Source organism: Agrobacterium albertimagni AOL15 (genome assembly GCF_000300855.1).
GTDB lineage: Bacteria > Pseudomonadota > Alphaproteobacteria > Rhizobiales > Rhizobiaceae > Allorhizobium > Allorhizobium albertimagni.
Map to the genome: position 1 here is coordinate 140,072 of NZ_ALJF01000019.1, position 16,607 is coordinate 156,678.

Here is a 16,607-nt window from a genome sequence, read left to right on the forward strand (position 1 = left end):
ATGCAGCGTATCTCCATCGCCCCCGGTTACGAGATCTCCCGCGTCATCCGCGGTGGATGGCAGCTTGCCGGTGGCCATGGTGCCATCGATGAAGAGATGGCCATCGAAGACATGGTGGCTTTCGCCGATGCCGGCATCACCACCTTCGACTGCGCTGACATCTACACCGGCGTCGAAGACCTGATCGGGCGCTTCCGGCTGCGCTACCGCGATCTGCAGGGCCAGGCAGCGCTTGATCGCATCCGCGTCCATACGAAGTTCGTGCCCGATCTCGGCGTGCTCCCGACGATCACCAAGGCCTATGTCGAAGGCGTGATCGACACGTCGCGCAAGCGCCTCGCCATGGAGCGCCTGGATCTCGTTCAGTTTCACTGGTGGGACTACGAAATGCCGGCCTGGCTCGACACCCTCGGCTGGCTGAAAGAGCTGCAGCAGGATGGGCGGATCGACAAGATCAGCGCCACGAATTTCGACAGCGACCATGTCACGGCAATCCTCGATGGCGGGATCCCGCTGACCTCGCTGCAGCTGCAATATTCGCTGCTCGACCGCCGGCCGGAAAAGCGCATGGTCGACCTGGCCGCCCGCCACGACTTCGCGCTGTTCTGCTACGGCACCGTCGCCGGCGGCTTCCTGTCCGACCGCTGGCTCGGCAAGGCTGAACCGGAGCACCCGCTCGAAAACCGCTCGCTGACCAAATACAAGCTGATCATCGACGATCTCGGTGGCTGGGATCTGTTCCAGTCCTTGCTGTCGACGCTTCGCAAAGTGGCGGACCGGCACGCGACCGACATTGCAACGATTGCGAGCGCGGCCATGCTCCGTCGGCCGGGTGTGACGGCAGTCATTGTCGGCGCGCGCAATCGCGATCACCTCGCCTCCAACCTCGCCATCGCCGATGTCGTTTTGTCGGACGCCGATCTCGCAGAGGTCGAAGCCGCTATGGCCGGGGCCCGCGAACTGGAAGGCGACGTCTATACGCTCGAGCGGGACCGCACCGGGCGTCACGGCAGCATCATGAAATATAATCTCAACAAAGGGGAATGACATGAACAAGGGAAATCATCTGAAACGCCTCGTCCTGGCTTCAACCATGCTCGCGGGCTTCGCAATCGGTGCAGCGCCTGCCTCGGCACAAGAATGCGACATCACCGTCGGCGTGGTCATGGAACTGACGGGCCCTGCCGGAGAATACGGCAAGGCCGGCGCCAAATCCGTCGAGATGGCCTTCCGTGACTTCAACGAAGCGGGCGGCGTCGACGGCTGCAAGCTGGTCATGGACACGCGCGACAGCCAGAGCCAGGGCAATGTCGCCGTCGACCAGGCCACACAGCTCGTCAACATCAAGAAGGTGCCGGTCATCATCGGCGGCATCATTTCCTCGGTCTCGATCCCGATCCTCACCTCCGTCACGGCGCCCGCCGGTGTCGTACAGGTCTCTCCGGCATCCTCATCCCCGACGCTGACGGCACTCGGACGCGAGGGCAAGACCAATGGTGTCTTCTTCCGCACCATCACCTCGGACGCGCTGCAGGGCACGGCGGCCGCAAAATACGCGCTCGATCAGGGCATGAAGAAGATCGCCATCATCCACGTCAACAACGACTTCGGCAACAATCTGAAGCAAGAGTTCACGGCGGCCTACACCAAGCTCGGCGGAACGATCACCTCGACGACACCCTATAACGAGAAGCAGGCGAGCTATTCCTCCGAGGCTTCGGTCGCCATGGAAGGCGAACCGGATGCGCTTTACCTCATCTCGACGCCGGTGGACGGCGCAACCATCGCCCGCGCCTGGATCTCCGGCGGCGGCGTCCAGAAGTTCCTGTTCAACGACGGCATGAACTCCAAGGACTTCATCGCCAGCGTTGGCGCGCAGTATCTGAACGAAGCCTATGGCACATCGTCGGGCACAACGCCGACGACCTCGACCGAATACTTCAACGCCAATTACGCCGAGTTCTCCGGTGGCATCGAGCCGTCTGCGCCAGCGGCCGATCGATCCTATGATGCCGGTGCGATCGCGGCCCTTGCCATCGCCAAGGCCGGCAAGGCTGACAAGGACGCGATCAAGACGGCAATTTCGGAAGTCACAGCACCCGGCGGCACGCCGATCTATGCCGGCAAGGCGGAATTCGAAAAGGCCCTCGGACTGCTCAAGGATGGCAAGCCGATCAAATATGAAGGCGTCATTGGCCCCGTCAGCTTCGACCAATACGGCGACATCACCGGCCCCTTCCGCCTCTGGAAGATCACCGATGGTGAGGTGACGACCGTGGGCCAGATGGAATCCGAGACCGTGTCCGAGATCAAGGCCACGCTTTCAAAGTAAGGATTGCGAACCAGCCAAGACACCGGGCGGCCTTCAGGGCCGCCCGGTGCTGCAGGTGGGTGAGGCCAATCGCACGTCGATCCGTCTTCCAAGTCGTCAATCAACCAGAATCTGTCATGCCGTGAGGAAGTCGCAATTGGACCGGTCATAGCTGGAATTGCCACGATAGCGTCCTGACTGGGAGATGGAGCGGAAGCCTAACAGCATCGAAGCTTTCGGATGCCTTGGGAGGCGTTCTTGTTGGGCGCCAGCACTCGAGGTGCTGTGCCGCTTATTGCATTCGCTTGATCCAACGTTATCCGCTGCGATCCCGTAGTTGGGGCCTAATGACTAGAAGCCCGATCATTTCGGAAAGCCGTATTTTTCCGTGATGCTCCAGAACGTCTGGTTGATCTTGATGAGAGAGCGAATGCTTTCGCGGATCCGAGCGATCTCCTGCTCGTCAAGTTCCTCGATCTTGCCGTATTTGATATCGTCCCTTCCTTCAAAGATGCGCATCGACTGGGTCAGTCCACGCCCACTGTCGGGATCAAAGGAATAGATGCAGTGGTTGTATTTGTTGCGGAGTTTGGCTTCCTCTGAGAGACGCCTGGTTGTGTCGAGGATCTCCGCGCGGCAACCCGAGGGCGTTTTCTGCATTTTGGCCAGACGCTCGACGAGATCGATGCGTGCCCGTGGCGTGTTGAGGGTGAGAAAGATGACAATTGCGGTTTCCTTGTCCGACTGGGAGAGCCCCGCAATCATGTGGATCAAAAGACTTTCGGTGTTGGTCCAGGTATAGTTCAGCTGTCCGATCAGCAGCAGCACATCTTGGAATCTAGGCATCGGTGCCCGAGGCAGGATCGCCACCAGGCCTGTTCGCATAGCCGGTGTCCGCCCCCCTGCCTTCCCGATCTCGGTGCTCGAAGTATAGCGCGACCGCTTCCGTCCGATTGTGCACCCCAAGCTTGGTGATGATGTTGTGGATGTGGATCTTCACCGTATGCTCGGACAGACCGAGCGCCGCGGCGATGATCTTGTTTTGGTTGCCCAAGGCTATCCTGGCCAGGATCTCGTTTTCACGTTTGGTCAACTGGTGCATGATCTTGCCTTGGTTTGTTTGCACGCGGTGCGATTTCTGATCCTCCGGACCGCCGGCCTCCGCTCGCCAGCTGACGCCGTCATGACCTTGGGAAGTGATGGACGGGAAATAAGTCCCGCCCCGCAAAATGATGCGCAGCATGGAGAGAAGGACGTCGAGGCTGACGTTGAGCGGCAAGACACCCTGGACATTCCGGGTATCGATCAGATGAAGCCGCTCGACGCTGCCGCGCAGATCGCTGTCAGTGACGATGGCGATCGAGGCTGAGGGATGTTGCGCCAGCAGATCGGCCGCACATTCGCTGAGCTCGCTGGCTTGCAGCAAATCGATGAGAACGAGCCGCAGCGGCGCCTCAAATTCCTCGAGGGCCGATTTCAGACTGATGCTTTGCGCAACGGTGAGGAAAGGGAATTCACGTTCTATCGCGGCCGCCATTGCGGCGGAGATGACCTCCGGCGGCCCAACATATAACAACGTTCGAAGATTGGGCGACACTGGCAATGGGGCAGCCGAAACCGCACCATCACCTGCGACGTGAGGCGCAAGTTGTCTCATGCCATGCCTCCCAGAGGAAACGCAACCAAAAATTGCAAAAACAAATGCGATCTGCGCTTATTTAGAAAACGGTAACCCAAACGCCATCGGTTTGGAATAGTCCGAACGATCTACTTGAGGCCAGGCTAGACTTCATGAGCCAGTACCTTGCAACGGCAGATCGCAACTGGCTGCTCCTGCGGAAGAATCTATCGCCCGCAAGACGAGAGACCTACTCAAATTGGGTGTTTTCCGGGCGGAACGCTACAACTTTCGATGCTGATCTACGTCAAATTCCGGAACCGGAGCCGATCGATCCGGACCCGATCTGACCCATGCCCGCCTCCACTTTACAGAATTCGCACGGAGAATTCGAAGGCAGGCGAGCCTCTGGGCTGCATCGTTTCGAAACAGGAAGCCGCATGCTGGACGACAGTCGGCGCCCACCTGGGATGATGTTTCGACCAATGGTCTAGATCCCGGTCTGCGCTTGCTGCGCTGCACACTACTAGCTCCATCTATCAGCTTATCTTTGGCCCTCAACAAGCACAGAGTTCGAGGTGAGGCGGCGATCATGTCGTTCGCGTCGGGCAAGCTTGTTGTCAGTCAACGCCTGGAACAGAGATCCGCACCTCACAGCCACTCCCAGGGGGACACTTCATCGGCATCCGCGCTTTCAGCGATGGCGACATCGAAGGGTCCTTCGCGGGATTAACAACCTTCAACCGCAGACAAGTCCGGAATTCGCATGTAAAGACCGTATAGAAGATGAATAGCGGTCAAGCAGTCGCGAACTCCGACCACGGAGGATACGACTATGTCAGGCAAATCGAAGCACAATTACTACGACCACGACGAGCAGGAACAGGAGCAGCAGCAGAGTGAGCTGCAGGCCCAGGCGCAGGCTCAGCTTGAGGCGCAAGCTCAAGGACAGGGGCAAGGACAACACCAGTCCAGCAGCTCCGAAAGCCTCAACGAAAACGGGAACCTGAACGGCAATGGTAACGGGAACCTGAATGGCAACGGCAACCTGAATGCCAATCTGAACGTCAACGAGAACATCAGCACGACCACTGTCACCGTCGGCGTCACGGTCGATGCGGGAATGGAAGGCTATCTCCCATCGGATGATGACTTCGCCGATATCGATGTATCCAATGGCTCATCCGTCGATGGCCTGTTCAACGTCCAGTTCAAGGACATCATGAACGATGCGCTCGACGGCGCCGGCAATGACAGCGGCAATGTCTTCAACCAGATCGCCAATCTCCAGGACAACGACCGGCTGGATAATGCCGAGGTCAAGAACGATGCTGCCTTCACGGTGAATGCCAATGCCACGGGAGGCAGGGCCGAGGCCGAAGAAGGCATCAGCGGCGGCGGCGGCGGCGGGAATGGCGGCAGCAATGCCGACGCTGACGGCGGTGCCGGGGGCAATGGCGGCTTCGCGCTCGGCGGTGCTGCCCTCGGGGGTATCGGCCTTGGTGGCCTTGCCTTGAGCGGTGCCGAAGGTGGCGAAGGCGATGGCGGTGAGGCTGAAGGCGGAGAAGGGGATAGCGGTTCGGCCGACTCCGGAGCAGCTCTCGGTGGCATCGGCGTCGGCGGCACTGGTGGCAATGGTGCTGCCGGTATCGGCCTCGGCCTCGGTCTTGGTCTCGGCTTGGGCGCCGGCCTGGCAATGGCGGGCGACGGTGCTGGTGGCGCCAGCACCACAGGGGGCACCGGAAGTGGCGGTGCAGGCGGTGACGCTGAAGGTGGCGACGCCGATGATGCTGGTAACAGCTCCTCCACCGGAGGTGACGGCGGCAATGGTCTTGGCCTTTCGCTGGGGCTCATCAATCCGATCCTCATCGACAATGAAGGGGGCAATGCCGGAAACAGTGGCACAGGCGGCAGCAATACTGGCGGCGGCGCGAACGGCGGTGGCCCCGGCGGGGCCGGTGGCACCAGCGGTGGTGCGACCAATTCCGGCAATGGCGGTGACGGTGGCGATGCCGGCGGCATGGGCATCGGCACGGGAGCCGGCAACGGAGCAGGCCTCGGCGCCGGTGGCGATGGTGGCGATGGCGGTGCAGGCAGCGGTGCGGGTGGCGTATCCGGCGGTGCGATCAGCGGTGATGCCTATGGCGGACATGCCTGGGCAGGCGGCGGTGATGGTGGCGCAGCCCTTAGCGGCGCCTGGACCACCGGCACCGGTGGCGGTGCGGTCGGCGGCTGGGCCGATGGCGGCGACGGTGCATTCGGCGGCGCTGGCGGCACCGCAACAAACGGCTTCGGGGGCGCAGGCGATGGCGGCTCCTGGGGCTCGGGCAATGGCGATGACGGCTTTGTCACCGGCAACAGCTCGGCGAGTGCGGATGCCGGCATCGATACCAGCGCCTTCAACCAGCACATCGTGATGGGTGCGAACCTGCAACAGAACGCCATCGACATGACCATTGTCGGCGGCAGCCTGACCAGCACGGTCGTCGGGGAGGACGGCGACGACGGCATCTGAGCCGGGAGGCGCATCGACCAAGATCAATCGAAAAGGAGCTGCGCAGGCTTCCTGCGCAGTTCGTTTTTGCCGCATGACGCATGTCCATGTCGGCAGCTCGGCAACAAGGAGTTACGGCCTTGACGATGATGGATAAATTCACCGAAGAGATCAGTCACTTTATCGGCTTCTTCCATATCAGCGTCGAGAATGCGCGGGCTCGGGACGCATATACGGAGTTCGCCTTCACCAAGGTCGACATCGACGTCAAGAAGTTACCGGTTCACACCAGCGACTTCGCAGCGCCCTTCGACCTGCTGGGTTTCGAACCAGGGTTCGGCTATCGCGCATCACCGCCTGATCACTGGTACGTCCCGGCGAAAGCGATCGCGCCCGAGATCATCATCGCTGCAAGATCAGTCGGCTATTACATCGATGGCCGCGCTCTCCCGGATGGGTTCAAAGACGATGCGAGCGCGCCTGCGAACACGGTGCGCTACATCTCCCCGGAGATCGAAGCGCCGGGATCCGTGGTCAATCATTTCAACCAGGCGATCTCCCTTTCCGACGATGACTATTTCAGTGTTGGCGGACATGGGTTCGCATACAATCCGCAAGTGATCGACGATTCTGCCGTGCTGGAGGGCTTTGAAGCGGCAGCCGCGTTATCGCCGCTCGGGACCTTCGATCGTCCGGGCTCAAGCAACGACATGATCGCCGTCATCCAGTCGGTCATCGACCAGCTGGAAACGGCGTCTGGAGACGGTGAAGCGGTACAGGTTCACATCCGCGCAGAATCGATCGACGGCATCTATGTCAACGGCGTGCTTGTCGACGAAGCACCGCAACTTGAGGACTATCGTTCCTTCGACGATGCCGAGGACGAGGCGACAGAAGCTTCAGGTTCCAATGTCTGGATGAGAGAAGATGGATCGGCAGCCATCGAGGTTTCGGTAACGGTCGAGACTGGCGGCAACACGCTGATCAACAACGTCGTGCTGCAGAACTTCTGGACTGGCGCGACGGTGACGCTTGTCGGCGGAGATCACATCGAAGTCAACGCGATCGTTCAGATCAACGCTCTGTGGGACGCCGACTCGATCTCCTCGGCGGTCGGCAACTGGACAGACCAGGCGGCCGCGAACGAGCTCTTCAACATAGCGACCTTCGATCATTTGGACACGTCGAGTAGCAACAAGCCAGTCAGTGGCGCCAGCGAAGGCTACCCCGCTTTCTGGGCGGTGACGGAGATTGAGGGTGACCTCATGATCCTGAACTGGCTTGAGCAGATCATTTTCATGAGTGACGACGATGTCGGCATTCTCTCCTCCTCAGGGGTGACCACGCGCGTGATCGCCGGCGACAATTTCGGCATCAACCATGCCTCGGTCTTCGAACTGGGCTTTACCTATGACCTGATCATCATCGGTGGCTCTGTCTTCGACGCGAACATCATTCACCAGTTGAATGTCCTGTTCGACAATGACGTGATCGGCGCAACAGCGGATTTTCAGACCTTCGGCGAAGGGACATATTCATCATCCGGGAATTTGCTCTGGAACCAGGCGCGGATCGGCACGGTCGGCGATGCCGATCGTTTCGACAGTTTGTCTGAAGGGCAAATCAGCACCCTGACATTGTTTGCCAGTGGCGAGGGTAGTCTGGCGCCTGACGTTCTCTCCGACGAAGCCTTTTCCGGCCTGCAAGGACTGCGGGTTCTCTACGTCAGCGGCGACCTGATCAATCTGCAATACATCCGCCAGACGAACATTCTCGGTGACAGCGATCAGATCGCGCTGGCCATGGATGCGATCGCACCCAACCTTCAGGCGGACTGGAGGCTCGAAACCGGATCGAACACGCTGGTGAACAATGCAACGATCATCGATCTGGATTCCGTCGGCAAGACTTACATCGGCGGACAACAATACTCCCAGGAAACGCTTTTCCAGGCTGAATTGATCTCGCCTCACCCCGATTTCGGCAATCCGAATCCGGATGCACTGGTCAGTGAGGCCGTGCTTTTCCTGGACGGTTCCATGCTGGGTCATGATGACCACTCGGCGGCATCTGGCGCCGCCTGCATGCCCTCCGACTATGACGGCCATGCAAGTGATGGTGTGAACTCCATCATTGGCCATTAAAGGGAAGAACAATGTCGGAAATCCGCAAGCATCTCGAACAGCCGGTCGAACCTTCGCAGACCCCGGCTCCCAGAGCACCACGCCTGGAGGCATCGAACGACACCGACGACGCCTATAAGAACCTCGAGCGCGTCGTGGAAGAAGATCTGAAGGCCGGCCGATCCAGTGTCAGGCCGCAACTGGTTGCCCCCGCTCAACAGGTCCGTCCACCCAACCCCTTGCGGGTCGCCTACAGCCAGACATCCACTGCGGATGCGGCCCCAGGCGAAACGGTGGCGGAGGTCCGCCAGGATCAAACACCGGCCTCTGACGAACCGGCGAACCGTCCGACGGAATCGCGCGTCGCCGACGGCATGAAGGTGATCGATGCGGACTATGGTCCCATCAGAAGCGACAAAACGGCATCCAGCACGTCGGAAACCAGTCGTGGCGGAAAAGGCGGAGGCGGAGGCGGCACGTTTCACAAGCGTCTGGGACAGGTCGATTTCGATGCCAGCCTCAAGGCCGGCATCAATGCGGTCAAACGCAATCTCATGATCGTCATGGTGTTCACGGTTGCGAGCAACGTGCTCGTTCTGGCCATACCGATCTACCTGTTCCAGATCTCCGACCGTGTGCTCACCAGCCGATCCACGGATACGCTGATCATGCTGACGGTTGTGATCGTCGGTGCCATCATTCTTCAGGCGGCTTTCGACGCACTGCGCCGGTTCATTCTGATGCGGACAGCAGTCGAGTTCGCGGCGCAGCTCGGCGCGCCGATCCTCAGCGCTGCAGCGCGGGCGTCGCTGCAGGGAAACGGTCGGGAATACCAGACGCTGGGCGACCTGCAGCAGGTTCGCTCCTTCCTCGTCTCGCGAACGCTCCTCGCCTTTCTCGATGCCCCGATCGCGCCGATCTTCCTGCTGGCGGTCTTCCTCATTCACCCCCATCTCGGCTACATCGTCGTTGTCACGGCGATCCTGTTGCTCATTTTCACTCAGATCAACCAACGCATGACGGCTGTCCCATTCGCCGATGCGAACGCGGCACAGGTAAAGGCGAACCTTCACCTCGACTCGATGACCCGCAATTCGCAGATCATCAACGCCTTGGCCATGATCCCCGAGGCCGTGCAGATCTGGGGCAAGGACACGGCCGCCTCGCTGAAAGCCCAGGTCATCGCCCAGGACCGGAACATCGCAATCGCCGCCATGTCCAAGGGCGTGCGCCTCTTGACCCAAGTGACAATGCTCGGCTGGGGTGCCTATCTTGCGCTCAAGGGAGAATTGACCGGCGGCATGGTCATCGCCTCCTCCATCATCGCCGGCCGCGCGCTTGCGCCGATCGAAGGTGCGATCGAGGGCTGGAACCAGTTCAGCCAGTCCCGCGCCGCCTATGGCCGGATCTCAGCCTTACTGAAAGCCTCGCCGCTCAACTTTGAACGCCTCAATCTGCCGAAACCCGAAGGGCGCCTCGATGTCGAACGGCTGCTCTATGTCCCGCAGGGCACCAAGAGGGTCGTGCTGAACGGCATTTCCTTTTCGCTCCAACCGGGGGAGTCCCTTGCCGTGATCGGCAATTCCGGCGCCGGCAAGACGACCCTCGGCAAGATGCTGGTCGGCTCCATCCTTCCCACGTCGGGAAATGTGCGTCTGGACCTCATGGACCTGCGCAATTGGGACCAGCGGCAATTCGGCGAGAATATCGGCTACCTGCCGCAGGACGTGCAACTGTTTCCGGGCACGATCAAGGCCAATATCGCACGCATGCGGTTGGATGCGGACGACGAACAGATCTACCGCGCGGCCATGCTTGCCGACGTCCATGAAATGATCGCAACCCTCCCGCACGGCTACGAAACCATGGTCGCCGCAGACGGTGCGCCGCTGTCGGGTGGCCAGAAACAACGGATCGCGCTGGCACGCGCCTTTTTCGGCGATCCCCATCTCGTCGTCCTCGACGAACCAAATTCTAACCTCGACAGCGCCGGCGACGTTGCCCTGATGCGTGCCTTGCAACACGCGCGAGAGCAGAAGATCACCATGATCACGGTCACCCAGCGCCCATCCCTCTTGCAGAGCGTCGACAAAATCCTCCTGCTGGTGAATGGCACTGTCGCTCTTTTCGGCATGCGCATGGATGTATTGAAGGCACTGCAAACCCGCGGAATCGACATCGAAGGCGGATCCTTCGGTCATCAGTTGCAATAGGAGGCGACTGACATGGCAGACATCGCCAGGGTTCAAGACATCGAATGGTATTCCGAGGTTCCCCGATCAATCGGCAAACAGACCATCATCGGTCTGGTCATGCTGGTGGTGGCATTCGGCGGGTTCGGAACCTGGGCGACGACAGCCCCACTCGCTGCAGCGGTCATCGCCCAGGGCAGCTTCGTGGCGACGGGACAAAACAAGATCCTCCAGCATCTGGAGGGCGGTATCATCGAGCAGATCCTTGTCAGCGAGGGAGACCAGGTTGTCGAGGGACAGGCGCTCGTGCAGTTGGACAAGACGGCGGCACTGGCAAGAAAGCGGGAACTATTCCTGCGCCGCATGCGCCTCGATGTGACGGCTGCCCGGCTGACCGCGCAATTCGAGACGATGGAAAAGCTCGATCTGTCCGCCCTTATCGACGAACATCGGGGCGATGCCGATGTCTGGGCAATTCTGGTCACGCAACAACTGAACTTCAAGGCACAACGCCAAAAGCTGTCGAGTGAACTGTCCCTCCTCGAGCAGAACATCCGCGCACTCGAATTCCGCGAAATCGGATACACGCGGCAACGCGATGCCTCGATCCGCCAACTCGACCTTTTAAGAGACGAGTATGCGGCAAAGAAGGTGCTCCTGGAAAAGGGCGTCGCCCGGGCCAACGAGGTCAAGGCACTTTTGCGCGCCATAGCCGAGGCGGAAGGACAGATCGGGCGTCTGGAAGCGGAAATAGCCGAAACCCAGACTCAACGCACGAAGGGCGAGCAGGAAGTTCTGCGTGCAAAAAGTGCCTATCGCGAAGATGCGCTGGAGCGTCTGCAGGCCATTCAGGGTGAGCGCGACATGGTGCGGGAGCAGCTGCGCGAGGCATCGAATATTCTCGAACGCGCGACGATCAATGCGCCGGTCTCTGGCACCGTCGTTCGCATACACTATCACACCAATGGCGGCGTCATCGAAAGCGGCAAGGCAATCCTCGAAATCCTGCCGGCCGGCGTGCCGCTAATTATCGAGGCGCAGATCTCGCGCAACGACATCGACAGCGTCAAGCTTGGCCAGCAAGCCACGATCCGGCTGGTGGCGCTCAATCAGAGAACAACACCCGTGATCATGGGAAAGGTCTTTTACCTCTCCGCCGACGCGCTCCAGCAATCGAGCAGCGGCTCTTCCGCCCCTCACGACGTCTATCTTGCCCGGATCAACATAGCGCCGTCGGAACTGGCACGGGTACAAGGCTTTGCCCCGACGCCCGGCATGCCCGCCGAAGTCATGATCCAGACGAACGAGAGAACCTTCTTCAACTATATCGCAAAACCAGTCACAGACAGCATGTCGCGTGCCTTCTCGGAACAGTGAGGCGACACCACGGCCCCTTGACGATTGGCCTCACTCCTGGCCACTCGAGCCCGACGCCAACCCGCCTTCGACCCGAAGTGGCGGTGACATCCCGGCCTTGTCTTCGCCCATATAGAGCGTGACATGCGGAAACGGGATCTCGATACCTCGACTGTCGAAGACCCGCTTGATGAATTCGTTGTAAGCGCGGCCCGTTCCCCACTGTGCGCCGGGAGCGGTCTTTATCCGGGCGCGCACCATAATCGCACTGTCACCGAAGGCGGTAACGCCATGCATGTCGAGCGGACCGATGATTGTGCTGGCCCATTCTGTCTGCATGAGAAGGTCGAAGGCCTCCTGCATTGCCTCCTTCACCTCGGCGATGTTCTCGCGGTAGGCAACACCGATTTCGGCGACGTGATAACCGAAACCCTTAACCATGTTGGAGACAGTGTCGACGGAGGAAAACGGCACGAGATGCAGCGTGCCGTCCAGAGAGCGGATCGAGACCGAGCGGATCGTCAGTTTCTCCACCACGCCACTGACGCTCCCGAGGCTGACGACATCCCCCTCGTTCATCACGTTTTCCAGCTGGATGAAGACGCCCGTGATGATATCCTGCACCAGTTTCTGGGCACCAAAACCGATAGCCAGGCCCAGAACACCGGCGCCGGCCAGCAACGGGGCGATGTTGACACCGATCTGTGCCAGCGCCAGCATCGACACCAGCACGACCAGTGCAATCGTGAACGCATTGTAGAACAGCGAGAGCAGTGTCTTTTCACGACTTGTCGGGATCGTGCCGAATGCCGGATTGAGGCGATATTCAACCCAGGACGACATCGTCAGATAGGCGACAAAACCGAGCAAGAGGATCACGAGCGCGGCCAGGGCCGACGCACTCACCTGCTGGCCGGCCTCAGAAGACAGCCAGCCGAGAAAATCGATCAGCCCCCATGCCTGGGCAATGGCAATGACCACGCCGACCGATACCACTGTCCGAACGATCTGCATGACCCGCGGCACGAAAGCTTGCAGCCTCGCCTCGAGGCCTGGCAACCTCGCCCGAACGTCATCGGGCAGTCGCAAGCCGGCATTGGCGAACCGGCCGATGAATGCAATCACCAATCCCCCGACCACTATTGCCACGACGGATCTGATCGTTGCTGCCAGCATGAACGGCAGAGCATCGGTTGGATTGACCAACCAGACCGCGAAAATGGCGACGAGATAGGCGATCGCCACCAGGTGCCAGATCCCGGCAAGGAACGCGCCGCTCCGGCCGATGAAATCGGAGCGACCACTCGCTGCGCGTGCCGCCAGAAACTGGCGAACCCGATCGCGGTTCTGAAGGATGACAACAATCGAGATGATCAGTGCCGTGAGCATCACCAGCACCCTGACGGCCTGTGCTGCAGCCTCAGAAATGTTTGCCGCGAGAATGGGGGCGATGAACATGAAGGTGTATCCGACTAGCGATACAGCACGCGCCAACCAGAAATACCAATAGGCCGCTGTCATGTCGGAGAGAGGCAAGAGCCTCAAGGACGCAAAGCGTGGATGGAAGACGAGCCGCATCACCACCTTCAGCATCTCGACCAGAAGGAAAGCATTGAGAAGCAGTGTCTGATTGATGTCCATTCCGCCCGTTCCGCCGACCAGCTGCAACGCAATCAGATATCCGGTGCCCCAGGCCAACAGAACGGCGACCAAGTCGACAAGCGTGGCGAACAGGGTGAATATGATCCGTACCAGTCGATGGTGACGAGCGGCCCGCTGATCGAGAGCGCGCATGACGGGATAGGCCGCCAGACGCAGCAAGAAAAATGAGGTGAACAGCCCCGCGCCGACCAGAAGGATGTTCAAGACCAGAGGCTGGAGGACTTGCGTGTCGACAGTGCCGGATGCGGTGAACGTCAAGGCGATCCCGGCCAAACTGTTCCAAAGCGCCTGGGCTCCCGCGATGAATCGCTCAGCCGTCGATTTGGTCTGCTCGGCAATCTGCCGCGCAATCGTGGCATCGCCCTCCCCGGCTTCTTCGTCGCGTTGGTCTGCGGCTGCGGTTTTCAGCCGCGTGAGCAGCGCATTTCGAGCATCCTCGTTCTCGAGGATCCGGATCAGGTCATTGATGCTCGAATCCGACGAAGGCGCTGACCCGCCCGTCTCCTGCGCCAAGCCCTGAGAGGAAAAAACAAGGAGGCCGAGGAGCAGCAGCAGGCTGGCGAAGTTTCGACGGAAAGCCATTGGATACCTTCAGCTGGGAACGTCAAGTGAGGGAAATGGCTCCTCGGAACGCATCGTCAACCCCTGCTCCACGCGGTATGTCCGTGTTGGAGGACCAACTGCCCGACGCGGAAACCTCGCACTTTCAAGTGCATCGCCGCTGCATGCCCCGCGAGTACTTCCGTTTTGGGCTAATCAAGGCTTTTATATCGCCGCACTTCGGACGATTGCCGTGGGATGCGGTGCGGATGCCCGGACGATGGTTCGAGCCTTTCAACGAAATCCGCGCCCTCAGAGGGGACACTCAGCTGGACCGGCTCATTGGCAGACGCGGTCACCCCTCTCCGCTGCCGGTGGCGGGGACGCCAAGCATTGTCGTTGAACTCGGCGCTCCTGAGGTGATCTCCCCCGAAGCTCTTCGACCGAAACGAGCGAGCTCTTTCAAAGAAATTCGTGTTAGCTGGCAATTCGCCGGCGCGCTCTGCCGAAGACCGACCAATCAGTCTTGGAGCTGACCAACTCCAGCCCCAGTGTGCCGAGCCAACTGTTGCCCATTGAATCGAGTGCTGGCGACCACACGGCGATTGAGGCGCAATGGGGTACAACGGCGAGAATTCCGCCGCCGACGCCTGATTTGGCAGGCAATCCGACCCGATAGGCGAAGTCACCTGAGCCATCATATTGGCCACACAGCATCATCACCGAAAGGATCCGCCGAGCGCGCCGCGCCGCTGCCAGGGTTACATCATTCTCTTGTTCGGGGTCGTCAAGGATGAGAAAGCGGCCTGCCTTGGCAAGTCCGCGACAATCCAGCGTGATGGCGCATTGGTGGATATAGGCTTCCATGACCTTATCTACCGCATGGTTCAGATTGCCGTGGTGTCTCGCCATGAACATCAGCGAACGATTGAGGTCGCCGCCGGTACGGTCGCTGGCCATAACATCCTTGTCGAGCGCCACCGCCTCACCATCGAGCATGCTTTCAACAAAGCGAACCACGTGACGATTTGGACCTGCGCTTCCTCCGAGACCAGCGAGAACATCGCATACGACCAATGCACCGGCGTTGATGAACGGATTACGTGGAACACCCTTGGCGCGTTCAAGATCGATGATGGAATTGAAGGGGTCGCCCGATGGATCACGCCCGACCCGTTTCCACAAAGCCTCGCCGAGCGCTTCAAGCGCAAGCTCAAGGGCGAAGACCTTGGATATGGATTGGATCGGAAAGCCGATGCTGGCATTGCCGGCGAATGCGAGCTCGCCGGTCCTGGTGAACACTGCGATGCCGAACTTTTCAAAGTCCGCCTTGCGCGGGGTCGGCTTATCTTTCTCCTTGGCTTCCGCGACGGCCTCGTCGTAAATTCCAGGCGCACGTGTTCTCACGTGAGAGACAACATCGCTGAGAATTGCCTTCAACTCTGTCGCATCCTCAACAGGATCTACCATGTCATACGTCCCAACTCGATTGAATGTGCTGCTTGTCGTTCCTGTTATAGTATGAAGATCGACAGCATTTCGCCCCCGATATGACGGTGAGCACAACATCCGCCAAGTAGGCACCGACGATGGCGACAAATTCACCAGAGCCGATCAGCCGTATGCAGCACCGCCACCAAAACGCAGCCCTTCAAGCCGTTCTGAAGGGGCCTGCTACGAATTGCGCATCATTCTTCAGGACGGCATGTAACGTCCGCTCGGTTATTCACGCTTTGCTCTGCATGATGCTTGATCAGGGTTTTTTGGCGCGCCCGTTGTCCGGCGACATCGACATGGGGCGCAAAAAACAAAAGCTCCTCGCGGCTTACGCAGAGGAGCTTTCGGGGAAACGACTTGAATAGCGCTAGTTACCACTCTGATTTGGTTGCGGGGGCAGGATTTGAACCTGCGGCCTTCAGGTTATGAGCCTGACGAGCTACCGGGCTGCTCCACCCCGCGCCAAGAGCGCAACTTTGTTGCGCTTGAGAGTTGTTACCAAGCAGAAAGGGCCGCTTTTGGCGGCCCTAAGATTTCGGCTTGGGCCGATGTTGTGTCGAGAAGATTGTTTTTCAGCGTTTTTAGCTGACAACATTGCCTTTAGCAGACCTGGCAGCGACCTACTCTCCCGCGTCTTGAGACGAAGTACCATTGGCGCTGGGGCGTTTCACGGCCGTGTTCGGAATGGGAACGGGTGCAGCCACCCCGCCATGACCACCAGGTCGGCTAAGGGCAATGTTGTTGAGAAGCTGGCACAGGCATTCGCCTGTTTGTCTTTAAGTGAACACGTCTTTGTTTTGCGACTGAATGGGAT

At 59.7% G+C, this 16,607-nt stretch carries 10 protein-coding genes, 1 tRNA gene and 1 rRNA gene; 6 read left to right on the forward strand and 6 right to left on the reverse strand.

Translation table 11 applies throughout. The annotated features are described in order from the left end of the window. Entirely contained in the window at nt 1-1,047 is a 1,047-nt protein-coding gene (locus QWE_RS21415; RefSeq protein WP_006728273.1) for an aldo/keto reductase, read from the forward strand. A 46-nt stretch (nt 1,048-1,093) separates the two neighbouring features. Further along, nucleotides 1,094-2,332 (forward strand): ABC transporter substrate-binding protein, encoded by a 1,239-nt coding sequence (locus QWE_RS21420; RefSeq protein WP_040300851.1) that lies wholly within the window; start codon nt 1,094-1,096, stop codon nt 2,330-2,332. 342 nt (nt 2,333-2,674) lie between these two features. Here the strand turns inward: QWE_RS21420 and QWE_RS21425 are convergent, their stop codons facing one another. Continuing rightward, on the reverse strand, nt 2,675-3,157 hold the full coding sequence (locus QWE_RS21425; RefSeq protein WP_052018246.1) for a hypothetical protein: 483 nt from the start codon (nt 3,155-3,157) through the stop codon (nt 2,675-2,677). After that, a complete protein-coding gene (locus QWE_RS21430; protein WP_052018247.1) occupies nt 3,150-3,968 on the reverse strand; it encodes a response regulator transcription factor in 819 nt (272 codons plus the stop codon). Before QWE_RS21430 ends, QWE_RS21425 begins: the two co-directional genes overlap by 8 nt. A 796-nt stretch (nt 3,969-4,764) precedes the next feature. Here QWE_RS21430 and QWE_RS21435 point away from each other — a divergent pair. The 4 genes from QWE_RS21435 (at nt 4,765) to QWE_RS21450 (ending at nt 12,115) form a co-directional block, all read left to right on the forward strand. Next, complete coding sequence (locus QWE_RS21435) at nt 4,765-6,444, forward strand: hypothetical protein (RefSeq protein ID WP_006728277.1); 1,680 nt, start codon at nt 4,765-4,767, stop codon at nt 6,442-6,444. 125 nt (nt 6,445-6,569) lie between these two features. Then, nucleotides 6,570-8,567: a hypothetical protein gene (locus tag QWE_RS21440; protein WP_240532597.1), complete on the forward strand. Its 1,998-nt coding sequence runs from the start codon at nt 6,570-6,572 to the stop codon at nt 8,565-8,567. Nucleotides 8,568-8,578: 11 nt separating this feature from the next. Further along, nucleotides 8,579-10,759 (forward strand): type I secretion system permease/ATPase, encoded by a 2,181-nt coding sequence (locus QWE_RS21445; RefSeq protein ID WP_006728279.1) that lies wholly within the window; start codon nt 8,579-8,581, stop codon nt 10,757-10,759. A gap of 12 nt (nt 10,760-10,771) precedes the next feature. Continuing rightward, on the forward strand, nt 10,772-12,115 hold the full coding sequence (locus QWE_RS21450; protein ID WP_006728280.1) for an HlyD family type I secretion periplasmic adaptor subunit: 1,344 nt from the start codon (nt 10,772-10,774) through the stop codon (nt 12,113-12,115). A 30-nt stretch (nt 12,116-12,145) separates the two neighbouring features. Here QWE_RS21450 and QWE_RS21455 read toward each other — a convergent pair whose 3' ends face one another. From QWE_RS21455 to rrf, 4 genes are all read right to left on the reverse strand, one after another. Further along, complete coding sequence (locus QWE_RS21455; RefSeq protein WP_006728281.1) at nt 12,146-14,338, reverse strand: mechanosensitive ion channel domain-containing protein; 2,193 nt, start codon at nt 14,336-14,338, stop codon at nt 12,146-12,148. A 435-nt stretch (nt 14,339-14,773) separates the two neighbouring features. Continuing rightward, nucleotides 14,774-15,766, reverse strand: coding sequence for a glutaminase A (glsA, locus tag QWE_RS21460; protein WP_052018248.1), 993 nt, complete (start codon nt 15,764-15,766; stop codon nt 14,774-14,776). Nucleotides 15,767-16,178: 412 nt separating this feature from the next. Then, nucleotides 16,179-16,255: transfer RNA gene (locus QWE_RS21470), tRNA-Met, on the reverse strand. A 145-nt stretch (nt 16,256-16,400) separates the two neighbouring features. Beyond that, nucleotides 16,401-16,515, reverse strand: a 5S ribosomal RNA gene (gene rrf / locus QWE_RS21475). Nucleotides 16,516-16,607 lie beyond the last annotated feature (92 nt).

Excerpts from the sequence above, each read along its gene's own strand:
- QWE_RS21415 (WP_006728273.1), top strand. The coding sequence starts at position 1 with ATGCAGCGTATCTCCATCGCCCCCGGTTACGAGATCTCCCGCGTCATC.
- QWE_RS21450 (WP_006728280.1), top strand. The coding sequence starts at position 10,772 with ATGGCAGACATCGCCAGGGTTCAAGACATCGAATGGTATTCCGAGGTT.
- QWE_RS21435 (WP_006728277.1), top strand. The coding sequence starts at position 4,765 with ATGTCAGGCAAATCGAAGCACAATTACTACGACCACGACGAGCAGGAA.
- QWE_RS21425 (WP_052018246.1), bottom strand. The coding sequence starts at position 3,157 with ATGCCTAGATTCCAAGATGTGCTGCTGCTGATCGGACAGCTGAACTAT.
- QWE_RS21430 (WP_052018247.1), bottom strand. The coding sequence starts at position 3,968 with ATGAGACAACTTGCGCCTCACGTCGCAGGTGATGGTGCGGTTTCGGCT.
- QWE_RS21455 (WP_006728281.1), bottom strand. The coding sequence starts at position 14,338 with ATGGCTTTCCGTCGAAACTTCGCCAGCCTGCTGCTGCTCCTCGGCCTC.
- QWE_RS21440 (WP_240532597.1), top strand. The coding sequence starts at position 6,570 with ATGATGGATAAATTCACCGAAGAGATCAGTCACTTTATCGGCTTCTTC.
- QWE_RS21420 (WP_040300851.1), top strand. The coding sequence starts at position 1,094 with ATGCTCGCGGGCTTCGCAATCGGTGCAGCGCCTGCCTCGGCACAAGAA.
- QWE_RS21445 (WP_006728279.1), top strand. The coding sequence starts at position 8,579 with ATGTCGGAAATCCGCAAGCATCTCGAACAGCCGGTCGAACCTTCGCAG.
- glsA (WP_052018248.1), bottom strand. The coding sequence starts at position 15,766 with ATGGTAGATCCTGTTGAGGATGCGACAGAGTTGAAGGCAATTCTCAGC.